The following is a 19,219-nucleotide window of genomic DNA, read 5'->3' as shown; positions in this document are numbered from 1 at the left end:
TTTTACAATATTAATATAACCTTTACATCGGCCTAAAGTCGTAAAAAAATTCTACCGCTTATGATCGGTAGAATATATCGGTAATATCAATCAATATGGTTCTAAAACAAAAAGCGATAAACGTAACAATTATTATAGATGCGATCATCGTCACATATAACATCACCAAAGCATTATTCGTCTTATCATCTTTAAAAAGTTTGATGATATATCGATTCATTATATAGACTAATAGCGATAAGCCTGCTAGTAGAAATAAAATCATGAGGAAATTCATCATTTGCTTCACCTATTTTTCGGATTTTACACTTTAATAGCATTAATTATAACGCTTTTGAGTGTATTAATAAACCAGGAATATATTAATTTAATTGTAATTCTACCTGAACCCATTCTCTTAAGCTATTAATCATATATAATTTAACTTCTCCAGCACGATACTTTTCAATAAAAGTTGCAACTTCAATTCCCGCTTCCTTCACTGCACCACGATCTAATAGCTCACTTCTCATACATCCATTCAGAATGTAGTCATGCTTTGGGGTATAGTACACCCCATCACTTTCGATAACCGCATTTCCAATATTAAACTCAAGTAGATATGTACCATCATGAAATAATGTTATGCCATCAGATGTATATTGACTGCGCTCTGAGGTCTTATTTTGATGGAACTCTTTTTTATTAAACTGTATCTTACATAACTTTGCATTGGGAGTAATTGATCCTATGGATTTATTTGTCTTAGAAATATTACCATCAACATCAACAGTTATTCGCAACATGAGAGGTTCAACTTCTTTTGTATCATGAAAGGTTGAATCAAAAAGACTATCCAGTTCATTTTCTTCATAATCAATCTTAAAATGATTCAATGCTTTCATCATTCGCGCTCTATGATATGCTTTTCTTTTAATTTCTCCACGTTCAACACGCATCGTTTCAATAATATGGAAATCTTTTGGTAAAGTTCCCTTTGTATCACGGATATAATCTAGTATTTTAGACTTAGCTACCATTTCGTCATACTCAAGTTCAGGATTCGAATCAATTGTGATTCCTCCACCAACTCCATAAGTCACTACTTCCTCATTATGGTTATATTCAAGCGTTCTAATCGGTACATTAAAGATTGCAACTTCATTTGGCACGATTAAACCAATTGTGCCACAATATACTGAACGTTCTGTGTCTTCAAGACGATCGATAATGTTCATCGTAGACTGTTTCGGCGCTCCTGTTATTGAGCCACACGGAAACAATGCTTTCATGATATCATATAAACTTTTGTCTTCTAATGTAGCAGTAATCGTTGAAGTCATTTGGTAGACCGATATAAATCGCTCAATCGTAAAGAGATACGGTACCTTTACACTGCCTTTCTTCGCGATTTTACTCAGATCATTGCGTAATAAGTCGACAATCATTACATTTTCAGCTCTATCTTTGACGGAGCCTTTTAAAAACTGAAAGTTTTGTATGTCTTTTGCTGAGTTGCTGTCTGTTGGCATAGTACCTTTCATCGGTTTCGTCAGAACCTCTTTTGTGCTGAAATCATACTGAAAGAAAAGTTCTGGAGATATACTGACGATTGTTTGTGTGTCATCTTCAATATATGCAGTATAATCACCATGTTGCTTTGAGAGCTTTTCGTATACGTTATAAAGATTGTGTTCATTATTCTTGGCCTGCAATCTTGTCGTGTAATTCACCTGATACGTATTACCTAGTCTGATTTCCTGCTGAATGGCTTCAATCTGTTTTATGATATGTGCTTTATCCTGCATAAATTGAAAATCAAGGGTTATATTTGGTGCTTCTTCATTGAAAGACTTATTTATCACACTCTCACGATTGAAATAATATAATTTTATTAATTGGTCGCTATCTTTTGTGCTAAGCAAAGGATCGAACAATCTACTTGCTTCATATTTCATCACTACAAGTACAATATATCCACTTGTTTCCGCCTCACGCAGTGCTGCTCCAACTTTATCTGCATCGTTAACATCAACAACCTTCAATGGTTGTTCGAACTTAAAATGATAGTTCCTATCTGATTCAGCAATATATTTAAAGTTAATTTCAGCTTTCATATATATCTCCTTTAATGAATGATGCTAACATCTTTAATCCATCAGTTGTAAGAATCGATTCCGGATGAAACTGAATGCCGTAAATCGCTAACGCTTCATGACGAATACCCATAATAATGTTATCTTCTGTCCAGGCGGTCTTTTTAAGCGGTAATTCTACTTCTCCCTTTTGTCCTAACGAGTGATATCTAGCTACTTTTGTAGGTGAAGCAATGTCTTTAAAAATCATATTACCATCATGAAAGATCTCTACCTGATGGCCATGTACCGGTCTTAACTGCTTTATTACATTATTATAATGCATCATAATAACCTGAAACCCTAAACAGACTCCAAGTATCGGTGTTGTTCCACCAAATTTATCTAAAATGTCATGCGCCAATTTCGCATCTCTAGGATGACCCGGTCCTGGCGATAAAATAATATGCGATGGATTTATTTTTCTTATATCTTCTATAGTGATTTCATCTATTGTCTTTGTCACGACCTTTTCATCTAACTGCTCTATGTAATGCACAATATTATATGTAAACGAATCGTGGTGATCAATCATTAGTATCATGTTAATGCCTCATTTATTATTTAGTGATTAATACGATTTATTGATTTAATGATTTTATTATAACTTTAATATGTTATAATGAGAAACGAAATTTAATAAGAGGTTCCTAGCACATACCCTCTATAAAAAACTAGTTCGACATCTTGCTAGGGGAAGGTGTCTTTTTTTATTGAAAAGAGGAATTATAATGGAAAAACAATTAAACAACAACAAAGCTCTTGTCGTTTTCAGCGGTGGGCAAGATAGTACAACTTGTCTATTCTGGGCGATGGAAAGATATAGTGATGTTGAAGTTGTGACATTTAATTATGGTCAACGACACGCACTAGAAATTGATGTTGCTAAACAAATTGCAAATGAACAAGGCATTAAACATCATATTTTAGATATGTCATTGTTAACTCAACTCTCACCTAATGCGTTAACAAGTCATGATGTTGCAATCACTCATGATAATAATGTTCCGAATACGTTTGTGCCGGCACGTAATTTATTATTTATGAGCTTTGCAGCAGCACTTGCCTATCAAATAGAAGCAAAACACATTATTACAGGTGTGTGCGAAACAGACTTCTCAGGATATCCTGACTGTCGTGATAACTTTATAAAGTCATTAAATGTAACGATAAATTTATCGATGGATGTTAACTTTGAAATTCACACACCTTTGATGTGGCTTAATAAGAAAGAAACATGGGCGCTCGCTGATGCACTTGGTAAACTAGATTACGTTAGAAATAAAACGCTCACTTGTTATGAAGGTATACCTGCAGACGGTTGTGGAGAATGTCCAAGCTGTATACTCCGCAACAAAGGACTCAAAGATTATTTAAATGAAAAGGAAGTTTTATCATGATGCAACAAATTTATCCTCAAGTTAACCATAACTATGCGTTCGAATTAAATAAAGATATGAACTTTTCAGCAGCGCATTATATACCAGACGAACGCGCTGGCGTATGCAGTAGAACGCACGGACATACGTACTTTGTCAATGTGACAATCGCTGGCAATCAATTAGATGAAATGGGATTCTTAGTGAATTTCAGAGATATTAAATCAATAATAAATGATACATTCGACCATACATTAATCAATGATTTACCCGAGTTAAAAGATAAAATGCCATCAACAGAACTTGTCGCGAAAACCATATTCGATATGATTGACAATCATTTAAATACACTGCCACATGCACCAAAAGTATTACAAGTCTTCTTACGTGAAACACCGACAAGCTACGTGGTGTATAGAGGTTTACAATGAAAATACCTGTACTCGAAATATTTGGGCCTACGATACAAGGTGAAGGTGCAGTCATCGGTCGTAAAACAATGTTTGTCAGAACAGCTGGCTGTGACTTTAAATGTGACTGGTGTGATTCTAAATTTACCTGGGACGGTAGCGCAAAAGACGACATAGAAATGCTTACTGCAGATATTATCTTTGAACGCCTGCAGCAACTCGCACCGAATAACTTTAATCACGTAACGATTTCCGGAGGTAACCCGGCATTGATTAAAAATATTGCAGCACTCGTCGATTTTTTACACGCACATAATATAGAAGTAGCACTTGAAACACAAGGGAGTAAATTCCAGCCATGGATGACAGATATTGACCAACTGACAATAAGTCCAAAACCGCCAAGTTCAAAGATGCATCAGGATATGCATCAACTCGATTTTGTCATCAATCAACTGGAATATAATAAAGTATCGTTAAAAGTAGTAATTTTTAATGATGATGATTATAAATTTGCTCAGATGATTCATCATCGTTATCCGAATATAAAATTTTACTTACAGGTTGGTAATCCATATTTAGATGAAACTGTTAATGATCATACAGAAAAATTACTCGCTAGATATGAAGCGTTAATTGATAAAGTAATGCAGGATAATACAATGAATGACTGCTATGTTTTACCTCAACTACATACATTATTATGGAGTAATAAAAAAGGCGTTTAATCTATGCATTAAACGCCTTACTTGTTATAATTCTTTTATGTGGCTAAAAAAGGAGGTAGAAATGTTGGAAAAAGTATTATTACTCAATATTTTCATTACATGCACCATATTTCTATTCTTCTATAAAAAAGAATTAAAACCTTCCTATATACCACTCGTAATTAGTAGTTTGTTTGTAACGCTCATCAACTATCCAGTGATTGGAACAAGTAACTTTATATCAAAGACACTTGTATTATTTGTAATGGTGATAAGCATCGTTCACATTTATTTAAGATATTATCATTATGAACATTATCATATATACATTCAGAATCGCTACATACATTTTATATTTGCAATGATAATTAATATATCTATACCATTTATTTTGATCACATCACCACAATCAATCTATCAATCTAGTGCATATTTAAGTGTATCAGTTTTTATTTTTGGATTGATCCTATATCAGCTTTCTGAAATTGATCGTCCTGTGAGATGGTTCCAAATTGGACGTATCAATACATATCGCTATATTAAGCATCCGAAGCAACTAGGTGAAATATTTTTTGCTATAAGTTATTGTTTACTCACGCTATTTCTACCATATAGTTTCTTCTATGTCGTTGTCGGAATAACATACATATTCTATATAAAGAAAACCCACCTATTCAAAGAAACATAAATAAATTGCATTTAAATGTTTATACAATTTTTGTACGGGTATTAACTACTATAAGCAAAAGCTTATTATGTTTTTATTCTATACTTAATTTATTAGGAGGTTTATTATATGGGCTTTATTATTATGTTAATTGTCGGTGGACTTGTAGGTTGGGTAGCCGGAATGATTATGGGAACTGATATTCCAGGTGGAAAAATTGGTAACATCATTGCAGGTTTACTTGGTGCTTCTATAGGTGGTTACTTAATCCCAGGTTTCGGTCCTGAATGGGGTGGCGTTCATATTATTCCAGCATTAGTTGGTACAGTATTATTAATCGCTATCGTGTCTATCGTTTTACAAATGATGCACAAACGTCGTTAATTAAAAAAGCCCGTTTGGGCTTTTTTTTATGTCTTAATTTAAATGTTGTGTAATAAAGATTCCTACAAAGACCGTTATGAATATAGCATTCGCGATTTCTGCTATCCCAATCTTAATCGGTTTCATCTGTTTACCATAAAATGCGACTGCTCTCATTAAACTTGGAATAAATGCGATACCTATTAATGGATGTACAATAAATGCGAGCATCAGTCCGATTAAATGATATATATATGAAACATATTTGTATTTAATATTTTTCTTCTCGCGAATCATCGTCTTCACATAAAATGTTGTTCCTACAAAATAAAGAAAGCTAATCAAAAAGATATATACCATCTTTTTATCAAATTGACCTTCTCCAATAAAATATGATAGTAATCCCGCAATCGAAAAAATTGTAATTGCACTAAAGTCATTTAGCAGATGACGTTCATTACGTTTAGAAGCAAAATATAAGTTAATCGCTCCAAACGGAAGCATTGCAGCAAAAAATAATAATATACGGTAATCGTATAATACAACAGGAATAAGCAACACAATAGCAATCGTTAAAAATAAAAGACTCCCTTTAATATAAGCAATATTTTTCTTACGTTGTTTGACATAAAATAATACATTATCGATAAAGAAGAAAATCATAAACCAGGCAGCAAAAAATAATAGCTGATACACATTAAAGCGGCTCGCAAACATTCCAAATAATACAGGCATAATAATCATTGCCCATGCACCGTGTTGATTTGGCTTTTTAAATTTCATCATTATCACCTCAACAACTATTGTACTAAAAGATATATAAAAAATACCTCTTTAAATATATCAATTTAATGACGATATTAAAGAGGTATGAATAATGTTTAAATACAGTTTAAATACAGTTAAAATAAATATATAGTTATATAGTTAATTATTTTAAATCTCCCATATTCACTTCATCAGGGTCTTTAAACTGTCTTTCGTTCTTATTTAATGTATCAATTGCTTGTATATCCTTTTCTTTTAATTCAAAATCAAAAATATCATAATTCGATGCTATCCTTTCAGGATTGCTGGATTTTGGAATTACAATACGTCCATTATCAATATGCCAGCGTAATATAATTTGTGGTACAGTTTTGTTATATTCTTTTGCGATACTTTGTAATACTTCGTTATTAAACAAATCGCCACCTCGCATTAATGGACTCCATGCAGTAACTAATATATCCTGTGCCTCACAATAGGCTTGTAAATCTTTCTGATTAAATATCGGATGAAATTCTATTTGATTGACTACAGGTTTAACTTTAGCTACTGCTAGTAATTTTTCCAGGTGGTGTTGTTTAAAGTTAGCGACGCCTAAAGCTTTTATCTTGCCTTCAGCGTATAACGCTTCCATCGCCTGATAACTTTTGATAAATAGATCGTTATCCGGACAAGGCCAATGTATTAAATATAAATCGATATAATCAAGTCCTAACTTCTCTAAAGAATCATTGAACGCTTTCTTTGTATTCTCATAGCCTTGATCATCGTTCCAGAGTTTAGTTGTCACAAATAAAGATTCACGAGGTACACCACTACTCTTCAATGCTTTACCAAGAGAGGCTTCATTAAAATAAAAATGTGCTGTATCAAATGCTCGGTACCCAGCTTTGATTGCAGCGTCAACTGTATCCTGCATCTCTTCATCCGTTATTTTGTATACACCTAGACCTAACATTGGCATTTCAATACCATTATTTAATGTCACTCTTTTTGTCATATGATTCACTCCTTTACCTAATATTACGACTAACACATTATTTATTCAAAAGTTATGGGTTTATATAAGCGAAGAACTCAATTGTTTTGTATAATTAAAATGAAATAATATATTGGAGGCGACTATTGTGAATAACCACGAAATTGATTACAAGATTTACGGCGATGATATGCAATATGTAGAAATCGAATTAGATCCGAACGAAACTGTCGTTTCAGAAGCTGGATCAATGATGATGATTAATCCATCGATTGAAATGCAAACTATCTTTGGTGATGGTTCTTCATCAGGTGGCAGTGGATTTATGGATAAATTATTTGCAGCAGGTAAACGAACGTTAACTGGTGAAAGTTTGTTTATGACAACATTTACGAACCGTGGACACGGCAAAGAACATGTATATTTTGCAGCGCCATATCCAGGTAAAATCATACCTATAGATTTATCTGAAGTAGATGGGGAATTTATTTGTCAAAAAGATGCGTTCTTAGCAGCAGCTCAAGGTGTAAGCGTTGGTATTGCGTTCCAAAAACGATTAGGTGCAGGTTTCTTCGGTGGTGAAGGTTTTATTATGCAACGTTTGCAAGGTGACGGTATGGCATTCATTCATGCAGGTGGCGCAATCATGCGTAAGCATTTACAACCTGGTGAAGTATTACTTGTCGATACAGGATGTCTTGTAGGTATGTCTAAAGATGTTGATTATGACATTCAAACCGTTCCAGGACTTAAAACAAAATTATTTGGTGGCGAAGGTATCTTCTTAGCAAGGCTTCAAGGTCCAGGTACTGTATATATTCAATCTCTGCCATTCTCTAGATTTGCATCAAGAATCTTTGCTGCAGCACCAGTGACAGGTAAACAAACAGGCGAAAGCGGTATCGGTGGATTATTCGATATGTTTAGTGATTAATTGATTAATTATAATATTTGAAAAAGCATCCCTTGGTTGAGGGATGCTTTTTTAGGTGATGAAACTCATGTTATTCATTATTTGATTGAATGAGATGGTATTAAACTGCCTTCTTCTACAACACTCTTACCTATCGCTTCGGTGTATATCCTAACATATCAAACAGTTCATTTTTCTCACTATCCGTTAAATCTTTCCACTGTCCTAACTTCAAGTCATCAACTAGTATATTCATCACACGTAGTCGACGTAACTGCTTTACATCATATCCTAGCGTTTCACACATACGTCGAATTTGTCTGTTAAGTCCTTGCGTGAGTATAATTTTAAAGGTCTTAGCATTCACTTTTGTAACGACAGCAGGTAAAGTTACTGTGTCTAAAATTTCAACACCTTCAGACATTTGCTTAATAAAGTCCGCTGTTATCGGCTTATCTACTGTCACTATATATTCTTTCTCATGTTTGCCTTCTTTACGCAGAATTTCATTAACAATATCTCCGTCATTCGTCAGTAATATTAAACCTTCACTATCTTTATCCAAACGTCCGATATGAAATATACGTTCCGAGTGTCCAACAAAATCAACGATATTGCCTTTTATATGACGTTCTGTTGTAGATGTAATACCACGTGGTTTATTGAGTTTAATATAGACATAGCCTTTATCAACGTTTAAAGTCACTTCTTTATTATCAACTTCAACGACATCGCTTTCTGAAACTTTGCTCCCAAGTTCAGCTTTCACACCGTTTATCTTAATGCGTCCTGCTTCAATCCATTTATCCGCACCACGTCTCGAACAAATGCCTGCTTCAGATAAAAATTTATTGATTCTCATCATAAATGCCTCCAAAAAAAGAAAGAGCATCTCAGCTCTTATCTTTAATAATATTTAGAACGTACGAAATAGTGATCATATATAAATGTTCCAAAAGGTATAAATGCAACAAGAAAACCTGCAAGTGGCCATTTCCAGGTCCACTTTACCTGAATCGTCATCAACATTAAAGTAACAAGATATATCGTAAATAAAAATCCGTGAATAGATCCAACTACTGTAACAACTTCAGGTTTACCAGCCATATATTTTAATGGCATTGCAATACCTATTAGCAAGAGTAGTGATCCACCTTCTAAAAATCCAAAAAATCGAAATACACTTTTTAATGTCTGATTATTCATCTATAACATCCCCAACTTCTTCTGTTTCTGAACGAGATGCATTAAATTCTTTATGCAATGCAACAGATTTAATCTGATGGTTTTCGGCATCCAACACAACCCATTTATCATATTTTGTATCGACATAATCATCTTTTTCGATATCTGGATTTTGTGCCTGCATCCATCCACCAATGGTATCTATATCTTCCGAATCTTCAAAAACGATGCCAAATTTCTCTTCGATATCATCCAATAATACACGACCATTTATCTGGTAAGTGTTATCACCTGTTTTGATAATATCATTAACTTCATCTTCATCGAATTCATCTCGAATTTCACCAACGATTTCTTCTAAAATATCTTCCATCGTTAAAATACCAGCTGTCCCACCATATTCATCAATAACTAAAGCAATATGTACACGTTCGCGTTGCATCTTAATCAGTGCATCACTAATACGTGTTACTTCATGAATCAATGGTAAGTCATGAATGTGGTCTTTAATGCGAACAGGATCACCTGAAGCATACTTCGTTAAAAATTCTTTCACGTTAATAAACCCAATAATATGGTCTTTATCACCATCTTCTGAAATCGGATAACGTGTAAATTGATGTTCATTAATAACTTCTAATAATTCATCAATATTAAATGGTTGTGTTAACGTGATCATTTGTGTACGTGGTACCATAATATCTTTAGCTAAACGTTCATCAAAGCTGAAGATATTTTGCATATATGCAAGTTCAGTATGATTAATTTCACCACTTTGATAACTTTGCGTCATAATAATTTTAAGTTCTTCTTCACTCATTGCCTGTTCATGATCAGCAGGTTGCACACCAAATATTCTTAAGATTAAACGGGCCGTACCATTCATTGTATAAATTAATGGTTTCATAATAATTCCAAAGAAATATAATGGTCTGGCAAATGCTAATGTCATCTTTTCTGCGTACTGAATCGCTAATGATTTTGGAGCAAGTTCACCAATAACCACATGAATAAAAGTCACGATAAAGAAACTTAAAAATACAGTTATCGGCTTACTCATATCTGTTGGAATATGTAACAAATGAAGCACTGGGTGAATTAAAGTTTCGAAGGTAGATTCTCCAATCCAACCTAAACCTAACGCTGTTACTGTAATACCCAATTGACATGCAGATAAATAGTAATCTAAATGATGGACCATATGCTGTACAATTTTGGCAGCACTATTCCCCTCACTAACAAGTTGATCTATACGTGACGTTCGAACCTTCACTAAACTAAATTCTGATCCAACGAATAAAGCAGTGAGCAATATTAATAAAGCAAATAATAATAAATTTGATATGGTATGTATGTCCAATTAATTCCCTATGACTAGGGATTCACCTCCGGTTTTTGTTTAGTGACTACTGAAGTCACAAATGTTTGTTTGATAATTTTTAAAAGATTAAATGGAATTGCGTAAGTATCAAGCTGTAAATTTATGGCCTTCCCAATGGTAGTCACCTCCTGAGATAAAAATTGAAAGACTAGAGTTATTTTAACACAAAAATACTCCTTTGTGTTAAAGAGGAGTATTACAATCCTTACGAATATGTTGCGATAAATTTTTGACTTAAGCCATTAAAAATATCTGGCTGGTCAATATTACAAACATGCCCAGAATGCTTTATTATTTCTAAATCGAAGTTAGAATAGTTATCAACTACCTTCTGCACAGGTGGAATAAATAAATAGTCTTCGTCACCCATTAAAAAAAGAGTCGGAATCTTTTTCGTCGAAACTTGTAAATGACTTAAATACGGATTGATAAGTCGCGTTAAACTGAACCATTTCACAAATTGCTTCTGACTCATTTTCTTTGCTTCATTGATGAATGCAAGACGAGACTCCTCATGCTCTTTACGTGGCATAATAATATAAGCGAAAAGTTTATATAAAAGCATGTATGGAATAAAATTCTTTGAAATACGACCAATCATCAACAAAAACTTTGTACGCACATCCAGGCTGATAATCGCTCCGCCTAATACAAGTGAACGAACACGATCTGGATATTTATCAGCAATCGTTTGTGAAACGATAGTCCCAAGACTCATCCCAATGATATGCGTGCTTTCGATATGTAATTCATCCATTACTTCAATAACCTCTGCAGCGAGCGTCTTAAATGAATCTGTCTTCTTCCATACAACTTCCGTAGACTTGCCGTGTCCTCTTAAATCTACAAGTAATATATTGTATTCTTTGCGAAAGTATCTGATTTGTTTAAACCAGATCGTAGAACTCCCACCAGCCCCGTGAATAAAAGTTATCCAAGGTGCTGATTCATCTTTTATATAAGTTTTATAATACAACATGTTAATCATCCGTTCTCTTAATTATATAGCTCTAATTATTAATATTAAATTATACCCAATATAATTATATTATACCACGGTTCTATATATTTTTTTGTGATCGTTTTCAATATTTCTCAGGAAATATCGTAAAATTTTATAAATCAAAAGAACACTTGAGTTATATTCAAGTGTTCTTTTGATGATTAAAATACTTTTATGAATTATGCTAATTCTGCTTCTTCTTCTAATTCCGCTTCTGTTGGTTTCTTTTTAAGCATTCCATAAAGAACTGCTGAAACTATAACACCAATTACTAATGCTAATAAGAACATTGGCCAGTGACCTTTATCTAATCCAACTACGAAGATACCACCATGTGGTGCTGGTACACGACATCCAAATGCCATAGCGAGTGCGCCTGCTGTTGCACTACCAGCAATCATTGATGGAATAACACGCGCAGGATCAGCTGCTGCGAAAGGAATTGCACCTTCAGTAATAAATGATAATCCCATAGCCGTATTGGAAACAATCGAACCACGTTGTACTTTTGTAAATTTCTTTTTAAAAATTATCATCGATAATGCAATAGCTAATGGTGGAACCATACCACCAATCATTGCTGCTGTTATTGGTGCATTATTACCAGCTTCTAATGCTGCAATACCAAAAGTATAAGCAGCTTTATTGAAAGGACCACCCATATCTATTGCCATCATACCTCCTAAAACCAAGCCTAGGATAACAATATTCGTACCGCTTAATCCATTTAAACCATTAGTCATCGCTTCATTTAACCATCGAGTTGGCGGGTTAACTACAAAATTCATTAATAATCCTGTAATTAATACACCAAATACTGGGTAAATCAATGTTGGTTTTATACCGTCTAAAGATTGTGGTAACCAATCAAATGCTTTTTTAATAAGTATCATTAAGTAACCAGCCATAAAACCAGCGACAAGAGCGCCTAAAAATCCTGATCCACCACTTGCAGCCATCATACCTCCAACCATACCAGGTGCTAATCCTGGGCGATCCGCAATACTCATTGCAATGAATCCAGCTAGAATCGGAATCATTAAGGTAAATGCATTACCGCCTATATCATTTTTCAACAGTGCTGCAAAAGCATTGAATGTTTCGTGTTTTGGATCTGCTGATTTAATACCCCAGAAGAAACTTAATGCAATCAAAATACCACCGGCAATAACAAACGGTAACATATTTGATACACCTGACATTAAGTGTTTATAGAATCCTTTTTTCTCTTTGCTGCCTGTTGATTTCGCTTGTCCACCTTTTGCTTCAAATAAAGGACGCGAGTCATCTTGCGCCATATTGATTAACTCTTCAGGTCGTTTAATACCATCTGCTACAGGTACCATTACAACGTTCTTACCATGGAAACGATTTGTTTCAACGTTAACGTCTGCTGCTACAATAATCCCTTTAGCACGTGCTATTTCTTCATCAGTCAGACGATTTTTTATCCCACCAGAACCATTGGTCTCAACTTTAATCGGTACACCCATCTTCTTCGCCTGGTTTTTAAGGGCATCTGCTGCCATATACGTATGCGCAATTCCTGTTGGACAAGCTGTAACTGCCAATACTAAATTGTCATTTGTAGCATTGCCCGTTGGTGCTAATACTACTTCTTCTTTTGTTTCTACTTCGTCATTTTGTTCAATAATTTCTAATACTTCTTCAGCTGTCTTTGCATGTAATAACTGAGAACGTACTTCTTCATTCATCAATATACCTGATAACTTAGCTAATGCATCTAGATGTGTTTGTGCTCCACCGGCTGGCGCTGCAATCATAAAGAATAATGTTGCGGGCTGTCCATCAAGTGATTCATAATCAACACCTTCAATTGATTTACCAAAACCAATTGCCGGTTTAGCCACTGCATCCGTCTTAGCATGAGGTATTGCCACACCTTCTCCGACACCTGTTGTACTTTGTGCTTCACGTGCATGTATTGCTTCTTTATATGCTTGTTTATCATTTAACACACCAGCATTATAAAGTGTATCAACCAGTTCATCGATAACACCATCTTTAGTTGTAGCCGATAGATCCATTGCAATCGTAGATTCTTTTAATAAATCTGTTATCCTCATGTTTACACCCCTATTTTCCTTCAATTTTTGTAATACTAACTTTATTTATTATTGCAGCGATTTGCTCGCTTGTTGCCAAATCTTCTGTAAATGCAGTTGCTGTGCCACATGATACTGCCTGTCTGAAACTTTCTTCTATTGACTTATTTTGTGCAAGGCCAGCAACCATACCTGCGACTGTTGAGTCCCCTGATCCAACTGTATTGATGACCTTACCGTTAGGTACTGTTGCTTTATAACAAGCATCAGCCGTAACAAGTACGGCACCTTCTCCACCTAAGGATACGAGTACATACTTTGCACCTTGTTTTATCAATAAACGTGCTGCCTGAATCGTATCATTATTATCTTTTATAGTAAGATTAAACATTTCTTCTAACTCTACTTTATTAGGTTTCACGAACTCCGGATGATACATCAATGTTTGGGTAAGTAATGATTTCTCTGCATCAACGACAAATGGAATATTTTTCTCTGCACAAACTTGAGCAATCGTGGCATAAATATCATCTGGCATCGACTTTGGTACAGATCCTGCAATTATGACGTAATCTTCTGATGAAAGTGCTTTAATCTGATTCAGTAAAGCTTCAAGATTTGTTGCATTGATATCTGGCCCTGCAGCATTAATTTCTGTTTCAGTATCACCTTTTAACTTAACGTTAATACGTGTATCTTCTTCTACATGGATAAAGTCAGTGTGAATGTTTGCAGATTCAAGTTCATTCTTAATAAATTCTCCAGGGAATCCTCCGATATACCCTAGTGCAGTGGAAGTTTGATCAAGTGCTTTTAATACACGCGAAACATTGATTCCTTTTCCTCCTGCGAACTTATGCGTCGTTGTTGCACGATTTAATCCACCTAAATCAAAATCTTGTGTAAACATGACATAATCAATCGATGGGTTTAACGTTATTGTATAAATCATATGTGCTCCTTTAAATTAAGTATTTTTCAAATGGCTTTGCCTTATCGTTTTGAGCATTTGTAATAATCATTGTTTTTCCTTTTTCAAGATCGCAAATTTTAGCAAATGTATATTCATCAAATTTTGAGTCATCAATAAGAAAAAATGATTTCTGTGAAATTTCCACTGCAAATTGTTTTATATAAGCTTCTTCAATATCCGGTGTAGTTAATCCATGTTGCATGTGGATTCCGTTTGCTCCCATAAAAGCTTTATCAAATCTGAATTGCTTTAAATTTTCAATTGCCTGAACACCAATAGATGCATATGTATCTTTTTTAATAAATCCACCGATCATATAAACCTCGATCCCTTTATCAACAAGCTGCGGAACATGTGTTGCACCATTCGTAACAACTGTGATATGTTGCTGTGTTAAATATGGAATCATCGCAAGTGTAGAACTACCAGCATCTAAATAGATACAATCATGATCTTTGATTTGTAATGCAGCAATCTTTGCAATTTCATTTTTCTCTTCTACTTTAGTGTTAGATTTGACTGAAAATGCAATATCCCTATGTTTCTCAGTGATTTTCTTCGCACCACCATGGACACGAATAAGTTTGCCTTCATCTTCTAATGTAGATAAATCTCTGCGAATCGTTGATTCACTACTTGAAGTAACGTCCATCAGTAACTGTAGTGATATCACATCATGTGCCTCTAATAGATTAAGGATGGTTTCATGTCTTTTAATCGTTAGCACGGTCATCCCTCCCTGAATACACTCATATCTTAATTTATCCAAACATCAAAGTCAATCTTTTTCATCCAAAAACATTCACAGTAATTTAATTTTCTTTAAAAACGTCATAAAACGGTCATTGTTTATTAATAAATATAAAAAAACGTATGTTGTCAGTTAAACAACATACATAATTTACGCCTTGTATATTAAATTTACAGAATATCTCTGCCTAGTGCAGCAGTATATATCATAAACCATTCATTATCAGTCAGACTGTGATTTTGCGCATGTAAAGCCACCTTCGTACGTTCTAAACTGTGTGAACCGACAATCGGATGTATATTGTATGGCAAATGATTTATGAAACGATATGCAATATCATCAACTGTTGTGTTGTATTGATTTGCAATACCATTTATTACAGTCTGAACTTTTCCGGTTTCAAATATTTTTCCACCTGCTAGTGGGCTCCAAGCCATAATATCAACTTGCTTTGTCTTCATCGTTTCTAATGTGCCATCTTCAATATTTTCAAGATTCAGCGGTGACAATTCAATCTGATTATAATCAAGCGATAATCCTTCATGCTGCATTGCTTGATTTAAGCGGTCAAACTGATGTGCTTTAAAATTTGAGACACCAAATTGTTTCACATAACCTTTTTGCTGTAACTGCTTTAAAGTTCCAGCCACAACTTCAGCATCAAGTAAAGGAGAAGGGCGATGTAGTAACAATAGATCAATTTCATCCACCTTAAGCTCTTTCAAACTTCTTTCAACAGATGCTTCAATATGTGCTTTACTATAGTCATATTTATGAAAATCAAATTGTGGCATTGTCTTTGAACGTAACACAATCCCGCATTTCGTAACAATCTGCATTTTCTTTCTTAGTTCTGGTGTTAAGCTCAACGCATCTCCAAATATCGTTTCGCAAGTATAATCACCATAAATGTCAGCGTGATCCATCGTTGTTACGCCTATGTCAATGAGCTCATGTAAATATCTATTTAATGCTTCCTTATTATATTGCTATGTATTCAATCTCCAAAATCCCTGAACTACTTTAGACATTTCCATAACGTACTCCTCCGTCTTTTATCCGAATTGTAGTAAATCTAATTGATTTAATAATTTTTCTTTATTTAATTGTTCACCGATAATGACTAACTTTAATGGAAGATTCATTATTTCTTCTTCATATTGAGGTATACCATATGCATATTGGAAGAGCACAACCTGTGTAGGATTTTCTCTAAATTTAATAAATCCTTTAATACGAAGAATTTCATCCGGTAAAGTTCTAAGCCACTCTACGAATTGTCGTGCATCAACTGCTCCACTAAACTCATATACGATTGATTGTATACCATGATGCATATGGTTATGTTCTTCAATATGAGCACCATAATATTCAAGCTGTGCTGTGTCTAACACACAATATGTAGTTTGTATCTGCTTTGCTTTTGGATTTAGGTCTGTTACTTGTTGAACAATTTTTTGCTGCTCAACTTCAGTGACTAAATCCATCTTATTTAATATGACAATATGTGCATATTTCACTTGTTCTTCCATTAAATGTTTCACAGTATAAGAAAATTTATTGCGATCCAAAAATCTTGAGCAATCCAGAATCGTTGTTATATTTAAAACATGTGCAATTTTAATAACTGTTGGTTCGGTACATGCATCATAAATTTCTACAGGATGAGCCACTCCTGTTGCTTCTATAATTATAAGTTCAGGATGATGACGATGATATAGGTCATTAATTTGTATTGCAACATCACTTTTAAGATCACAGCATATGCATCCATTTAATAACTCATTATATGGTGTTTCCTCACCAAGAATTTTAGAATCAATATTAAAACCACCTAATTCATTCATAAGGATAGCGATTTTTTTGTTTTGATTCTTTTTTATGATTTGCGCAAGTAACGTAGTTTTTCCGCTTCCCAAAAATCCACTTACAATTAAAATATTCATTTTTCTTTCATGATTCAAATTATTCATCTCCATTATTTAAATAATATGTATTGTATTTAACGACTTATTTATGTAATAAGTATATACCTTTGAATTTATTAACAATTTACATACAAAAAGATTGTAAATTAGCTTGAAAAATATTTGTAAATATAATATGTTAATTAAGAACAAATTAGTTTATTTCGTGTTTATAGCGTATACTGTTATTAAATTGTATACCTTTACATGACATTAATTGTTTAGCATACATATATAGGAGGCACAAAATGGCAGAACATTTCAAGCTAGACAATCAGCTTTGTTTCAGCTTATACAACGCGCAAAGACAAGTAAACCGATATTATTCCAACAAGATCTTTAAGCAGTATAACCTAACATACCCACAGTATCTTGTTTTACAAATACTCTGGACATCTTCTCCAGTTAACGTTAAAAAATTAGTTACTGAACTTTCGTTAGATACAGGTACAATCTCACCGTTACTAAAACGTATGGAAACGAATGGTTTAATTATGCGTGTACGTTCAGAATTAGATCAACGGGAAGTATTTGTTCATCTAACAGATAAAAGCAAAGAAATTCAATCACACCTTGAAGGTGCTACAGATATATTAAAAGAAGCTTCTCAATTTACTGATGATGAATATAATGAATTCGGTAAGATGCTGAATAAATTAATCCACAGCTTACGAGAACAAGAATAAATGAATATACCGAACACAAACTTATAGTTTGTGTTCGGTATTTTATTATCGTTTAATCCATGAGATACCAATTGTACCATATCCTAGATGTACACCTGCTACAGGTACTAATATTTCACTGACGATATTAATTTCAGGATAGTCTTCTTTTAACCAATCGATATAAATATTTGCTTCTTCTTTGTCGCCACCATATACAACACAAATTTCTTTCGGTTTAAATTCAGTAAGGTTTTTCTCAACCTGCTTTTTTACTGCATCTACTACTTTTTTCTTTGTTCTTACTTTATCAACTGGATATATACTGCCATCTTCAAATTGTAATACTAAATGAATATTTAATAATCCCGCCATAAAACTTTGTGTTCTTGACACTCGACCACTTTTCTTCATTTGATCTAAATTTTTTGGATTTAATATTAATACTGCATCTTTAGCATAACTTTTTAAAGTTTCTACGATCTCTTCGAACGACTTACCTTCAGCATTCATCTGTTTACCAGATTCAATCATTGCTTTCATCGGATAACTACCAATTTTACTATCAATTACTGCTGATGTAATATTTACTTCCTGGCTTGCTATAACTGAACTTTGAAATGACCCAGTGAGTTTACTAGAAGGATGTACTGCGATGACATGTGTATAACCTAACTTTTCAATTTCTTCATAAACATCGTGAATCGCCTGAAAATTTGGTTGTGTTGTTTTTGCACCATCACCATATTCTTTTAGCAATGTGTAAAATTCTTCTACAGACAATTCTGCCTGATCCTGATAATGTTTTTCGTTCAAAATAACGCCCATCGGCACTACAAATGTATCTTTCTCACCTATTATACAGCCTGATGCCGTATCTGTAACCCATGCAATCTTATTCATCGTGTACCTCCTTTTATTTATTTCA

At 33.9% G+C, this 19,219-nt stretch carries 21 protein-coding genes and 1 pseudogene; 7 read left to right on the top strand and 15 right to left on the bottom strand.

The genetic code is table 11. The features are described from left to right. Positions 1–58: 58 nt before the first annotated feature. The 3 genes from BHX94_RS12840 to BHX94_RS07130 form a co-directional block, all read right to left on the bottom strand. Positions 59–265, bottom strand: coding sequence for a hypothetical protein (locus BHX94_RS12840; protein ID WP_170120788.1), 207 nt, complete (start codon positions 263–265; stop codon positions 59–61). 97 nt (positions 266–362) lie between these two features. Beyond that, positions 363–2,096: a bifunctional chorismate-binding protein/class IV aminotransferase gene (locus BHX94_RS12835; RefSeq protein ID WP_170120787.1), complete on the bottom strand. Its 1,734-nt coding sequence runs from the start codon at positions 2,094–2,096 to the stop codon at positions 363–365. Further along, positions 2,086–2,658 carry an anthranilate synthase component II gene (locus BHX94_RS07130; RefSeq protein ID WP_111745499.1) on the bottom strand — a complete coding sequence of 191 codons (573 nt, stop codon included), beginning with the start codon at positions 2,656–2,658 and terminating at the stop codon, positions 2,086–2,088. The genes BHX94_RS12835 and BHX94_RS07130 overlap by 11 nt, the downstream gene beginning before the upstream one ends. 187 nt (positions 2,659–2,845) lie before the next feature. Here BHX94_RS07130 and queC point away from each other — a divergent pair, with 187 nt between their 5' ends. The 5 genes from queC to BHX94_RS07105 all read left to right on the top strand — a co-directional run bounded on the left by queC (position 2,846) and on the right by BHX94_RS07105 (position 5,661). After that, a complete protein-coding gene (gene queC / locus BHX94_RS07125; protein ID WP_111745498.1) occupies positions 2,846–3,514 on the top strand; it encodes a 7-cyano-7-deazaguanine synthase QueC in 669 nt (222 codons plus the stop codon). Then, on the top strand, positions 3,514–3,924 hold the full coding sequence (gene queD, locus BHX94_RS07120; protein ID WP_199798145.1) for a 6-carboxytetrahydropterin synthase QueD: 411 nt from the start codon (positions 3,514–3,516) through the stop codon (positions 3,922–3,924). The genes queC and queD overlap by 1 nt, the downstream gene beginning before the upstream one ends. Further along, positions 3,921–4,631 carry a 7-carboxy-7-deazaguanine synthase QueE gene (gene queE / locus BHX94_RS07115; protein ID WP_111745496.1) on the top strand — a complete coding sequence of 237 codons (711 nt, stop codon included), beginning with the start codon at positions 3,921–3,923 and terminating at the stop codon, positions 4,629–4,631. The genes queD and queE overlap by 4 nt, the downstream gene beginning before the upstream one ends. Positions 4,632–4,695: 64 nt before the next feature. Further along, complete coding sequence (locus tag BHX94_RS07110) at positions 4,696–5,298, top strand: hypothetical protein (RefSeq protein ID WP_146606909.1); 603 nt, start codon at positions 4,696–4,698, stop codon at positions 5,296–5,298. 108 nt (positions 5,299–5,406) lie between these two features. Next, the gene (locus BHX94_RS07105) at positions 5,407–5,661 is read left to right on the top strand and encodes a GlsB/YeaQ/YmgE family stress response membrane protein (protein ID WP_111745494.1); all 255 of its coding nucleotides are present in this window, start codon (positions 5,407–5,409) and stop codon (positions 5,659–5,661) included. A 33-nt stretch (positions 5,662–5,694) separates the two neighbouring features. Here the strand turns inward: BHX94_RS07105 and BHX94_RS07100 are convergent, their stop codons facing one another. Beyond that, a complete protein-coding gene (locus BHX94_RS07100; protein ID WP_111745493.1) occupies positions 5,695–6,426 on the bottom strand; it encodes a YwiC-like family protein in 732 nt (243 codons plus the stop codon). A gap of 145 nt (positions 6,427–6,571) precedes the next feature. Beyond that, entirely contained in the window at positions 6,572–7,408 is an 837-nt protein-coding gene (locus BHX94_RS07095; protein WP_111745492.1) for an aldo/keto reductase, read from the bottom strand. Between the two features lie 127 nt (positions 7,409–7,535). Here BHX94_RS07095 and BHX94_RS07090 point away from each other — a divergent pair, with 127 nt between their 5' ends. Continuing rightward, positions 7,536–8,321 (top strand): TIGR00266 family protein, encoded by a 786-nt coding sequence (locus BHX94_RS07090; protein ID WP_096077148.1) that lies wholly within the window; start codon positions 7,536–7,538, stop codon positions 8,319–8,321. Between the two features lie 130 nt (positions 8,322–8,451). Here BHX94_RS07090 and BHX94_RS07085 read toward each other — a convergent pair whose 3' ends face one another. The 9 genes and pseudogenes from BHX94_RS07085 to BHX94_RS07045 form a co-directional block, all read right to left on the bottom strand. Further along, entirely contained in the window at positions 8,452–9,162 is a 711-nt protein-coding gene (locus tag BHX94_RS07085; protein WP_111745491.1) for a pseudouridine synthase, read from the bottom strand. Positions 9,163–9,206: 44 nt separating this feature from the next. Further along, positions 9,207–9,506, bottom strand: a complete 300-nt coding sequence (locus BHX94_RS07080) for a DUF3817 domain-containing protein (RefSeq protein ID WP_111745490.1) — start codon at positions 9,504–9,506, stop codon at positions 9,207–9,209. Continuing rightward, positions 9,499–10,845 (bottom strand): hemolysin family protein, encoded by a 1,347-nt coding sequence (locus BHX94_RS07075; RefSeq protein ID WP_111745489.1) that lies wholly within the window; start codon positions 10,843–10,845, stop codon positions 9,499–9,501. The genes BHX94_RS07080 and BHX94_RS07075 overlap by 8 nt, the downstream gene beginning before the upstream one ends. A gap of 226 nt (positions 10,846–11,071) precedes the next feature. Next, the gene (locus tag BHX94_RS07070) at positions 11,072–11,845 is read right to left on the bottom strand and encodes an alpha/beta fold hydrolase (RefSeq protein ID WP_111745488.1); all 774 of its coding nucleotides are present in this window, start codon (positions 11,843–11,845) and stop codon (positions 11,072–11,074) included. A gap of 203 nt (positions 11,846–12,048) precedes the next feature. Next, complete coding sequence (locus BHX94_RS07065; RefSeq protein ID WP_111745487.1) at positions 12,049–13,956, bottom strand: PTS fructose transporter subunit IIABC; 1,908 nt, start codon at positions 13,954–13,956, stop codon at positions 12,049–12,051. 10 nt (positions 13,957–13,966) lie between these two features. Next, positions 13,967–14,887: a 1-phosphofructokinase gene (pfkB, locus tag BHX94_RS07060; RefSeq protein WP_111745486.1), complete on the bottom strand. Its 921-nt coding sequence runs from the start codon at positions 14,885–14,887 to the stop codon at positions 13,967–13,969. Between the two features lie 10 nt (positions 14,888–14,897). Beyond that, positions 14,898–15,641, bottom strand: a complete 744-nt coding sequence (locus BHX94_RS07055; protein ID WP_242446675.1) for a DeoR/GlpR family DNA-binding transcription regulator — start codon at positions 15,639–15,641, stop codon at positions 14,898–14,900. A 188-nt stretch (positions 15,642–15,829) separates the two neighbouring features. Beyond that, positions 15,830–16,633 (bottom strand): annotated as a pseudogene (locus BHX94_RS07050) (aldo/keto reductase); the annotation flags it as partial. An 81-nt stretch (positions 16,634–16,714) separates the two neighbouring features. Beyond that, positions 16,715–17,623, bottom strand: coding sequence for a CobW family GTP-binding protein (locus BHX94_RS07045; protein ID WP_170120786.1), 909 nt, complete (start codon positions 17,621–17,623; stop codon positions 16,715–16,717). Between the two features lie 251 nt (positions 17,624–17,874). On the opposite strand from BHX94_RS07045, the gene BHX94_RS07040 reads away from it, so the two are divergent. After that, positions 17,875–18,312 (top strand): MarR family winged helix-turn-helix transcriptional regulator, encoded by a 438-nt coding sequence (locus BHX94_RS07040; protein ID WP_111745483.1) that lies wholly within the window; start codon positions 17,875–17,877, stop codon positions 18,310–18,312. A gap of 45 nt (positions 18,313–18,357) precedes the next feature. Here the strand turns inward: BHX94_RS07040 and BHX94_RS07035 are convergent, their stop codons facing one another. Then, on the bottom strand, positions 18,358–19,194 hold the full coding sequence (locus BHX94_RS07035; RefSeq protein WP_111745482.1) for a DegV family protein: 837 nt from the start codon (positions 19,192–19,194) through the stop codon (positions 18,358–18,360). Positions 19,195–19,219 lie beyond the last annotated feature (25 nt).

It is taken from the genome of Macrococcoides bohemicum, assembly GCF_003259675.1.
Classification (GTDB): Bacteria; Bacillota; Bacilli; order Staphylococcales; family Staphylococcaceae; genus Macrococcoides; species Macrococcoides bohemicum.
Note: the sequence above shows the minus strand (reverse complement) of the source record. Positions and strands in the feature narration are given on the sequence as shown.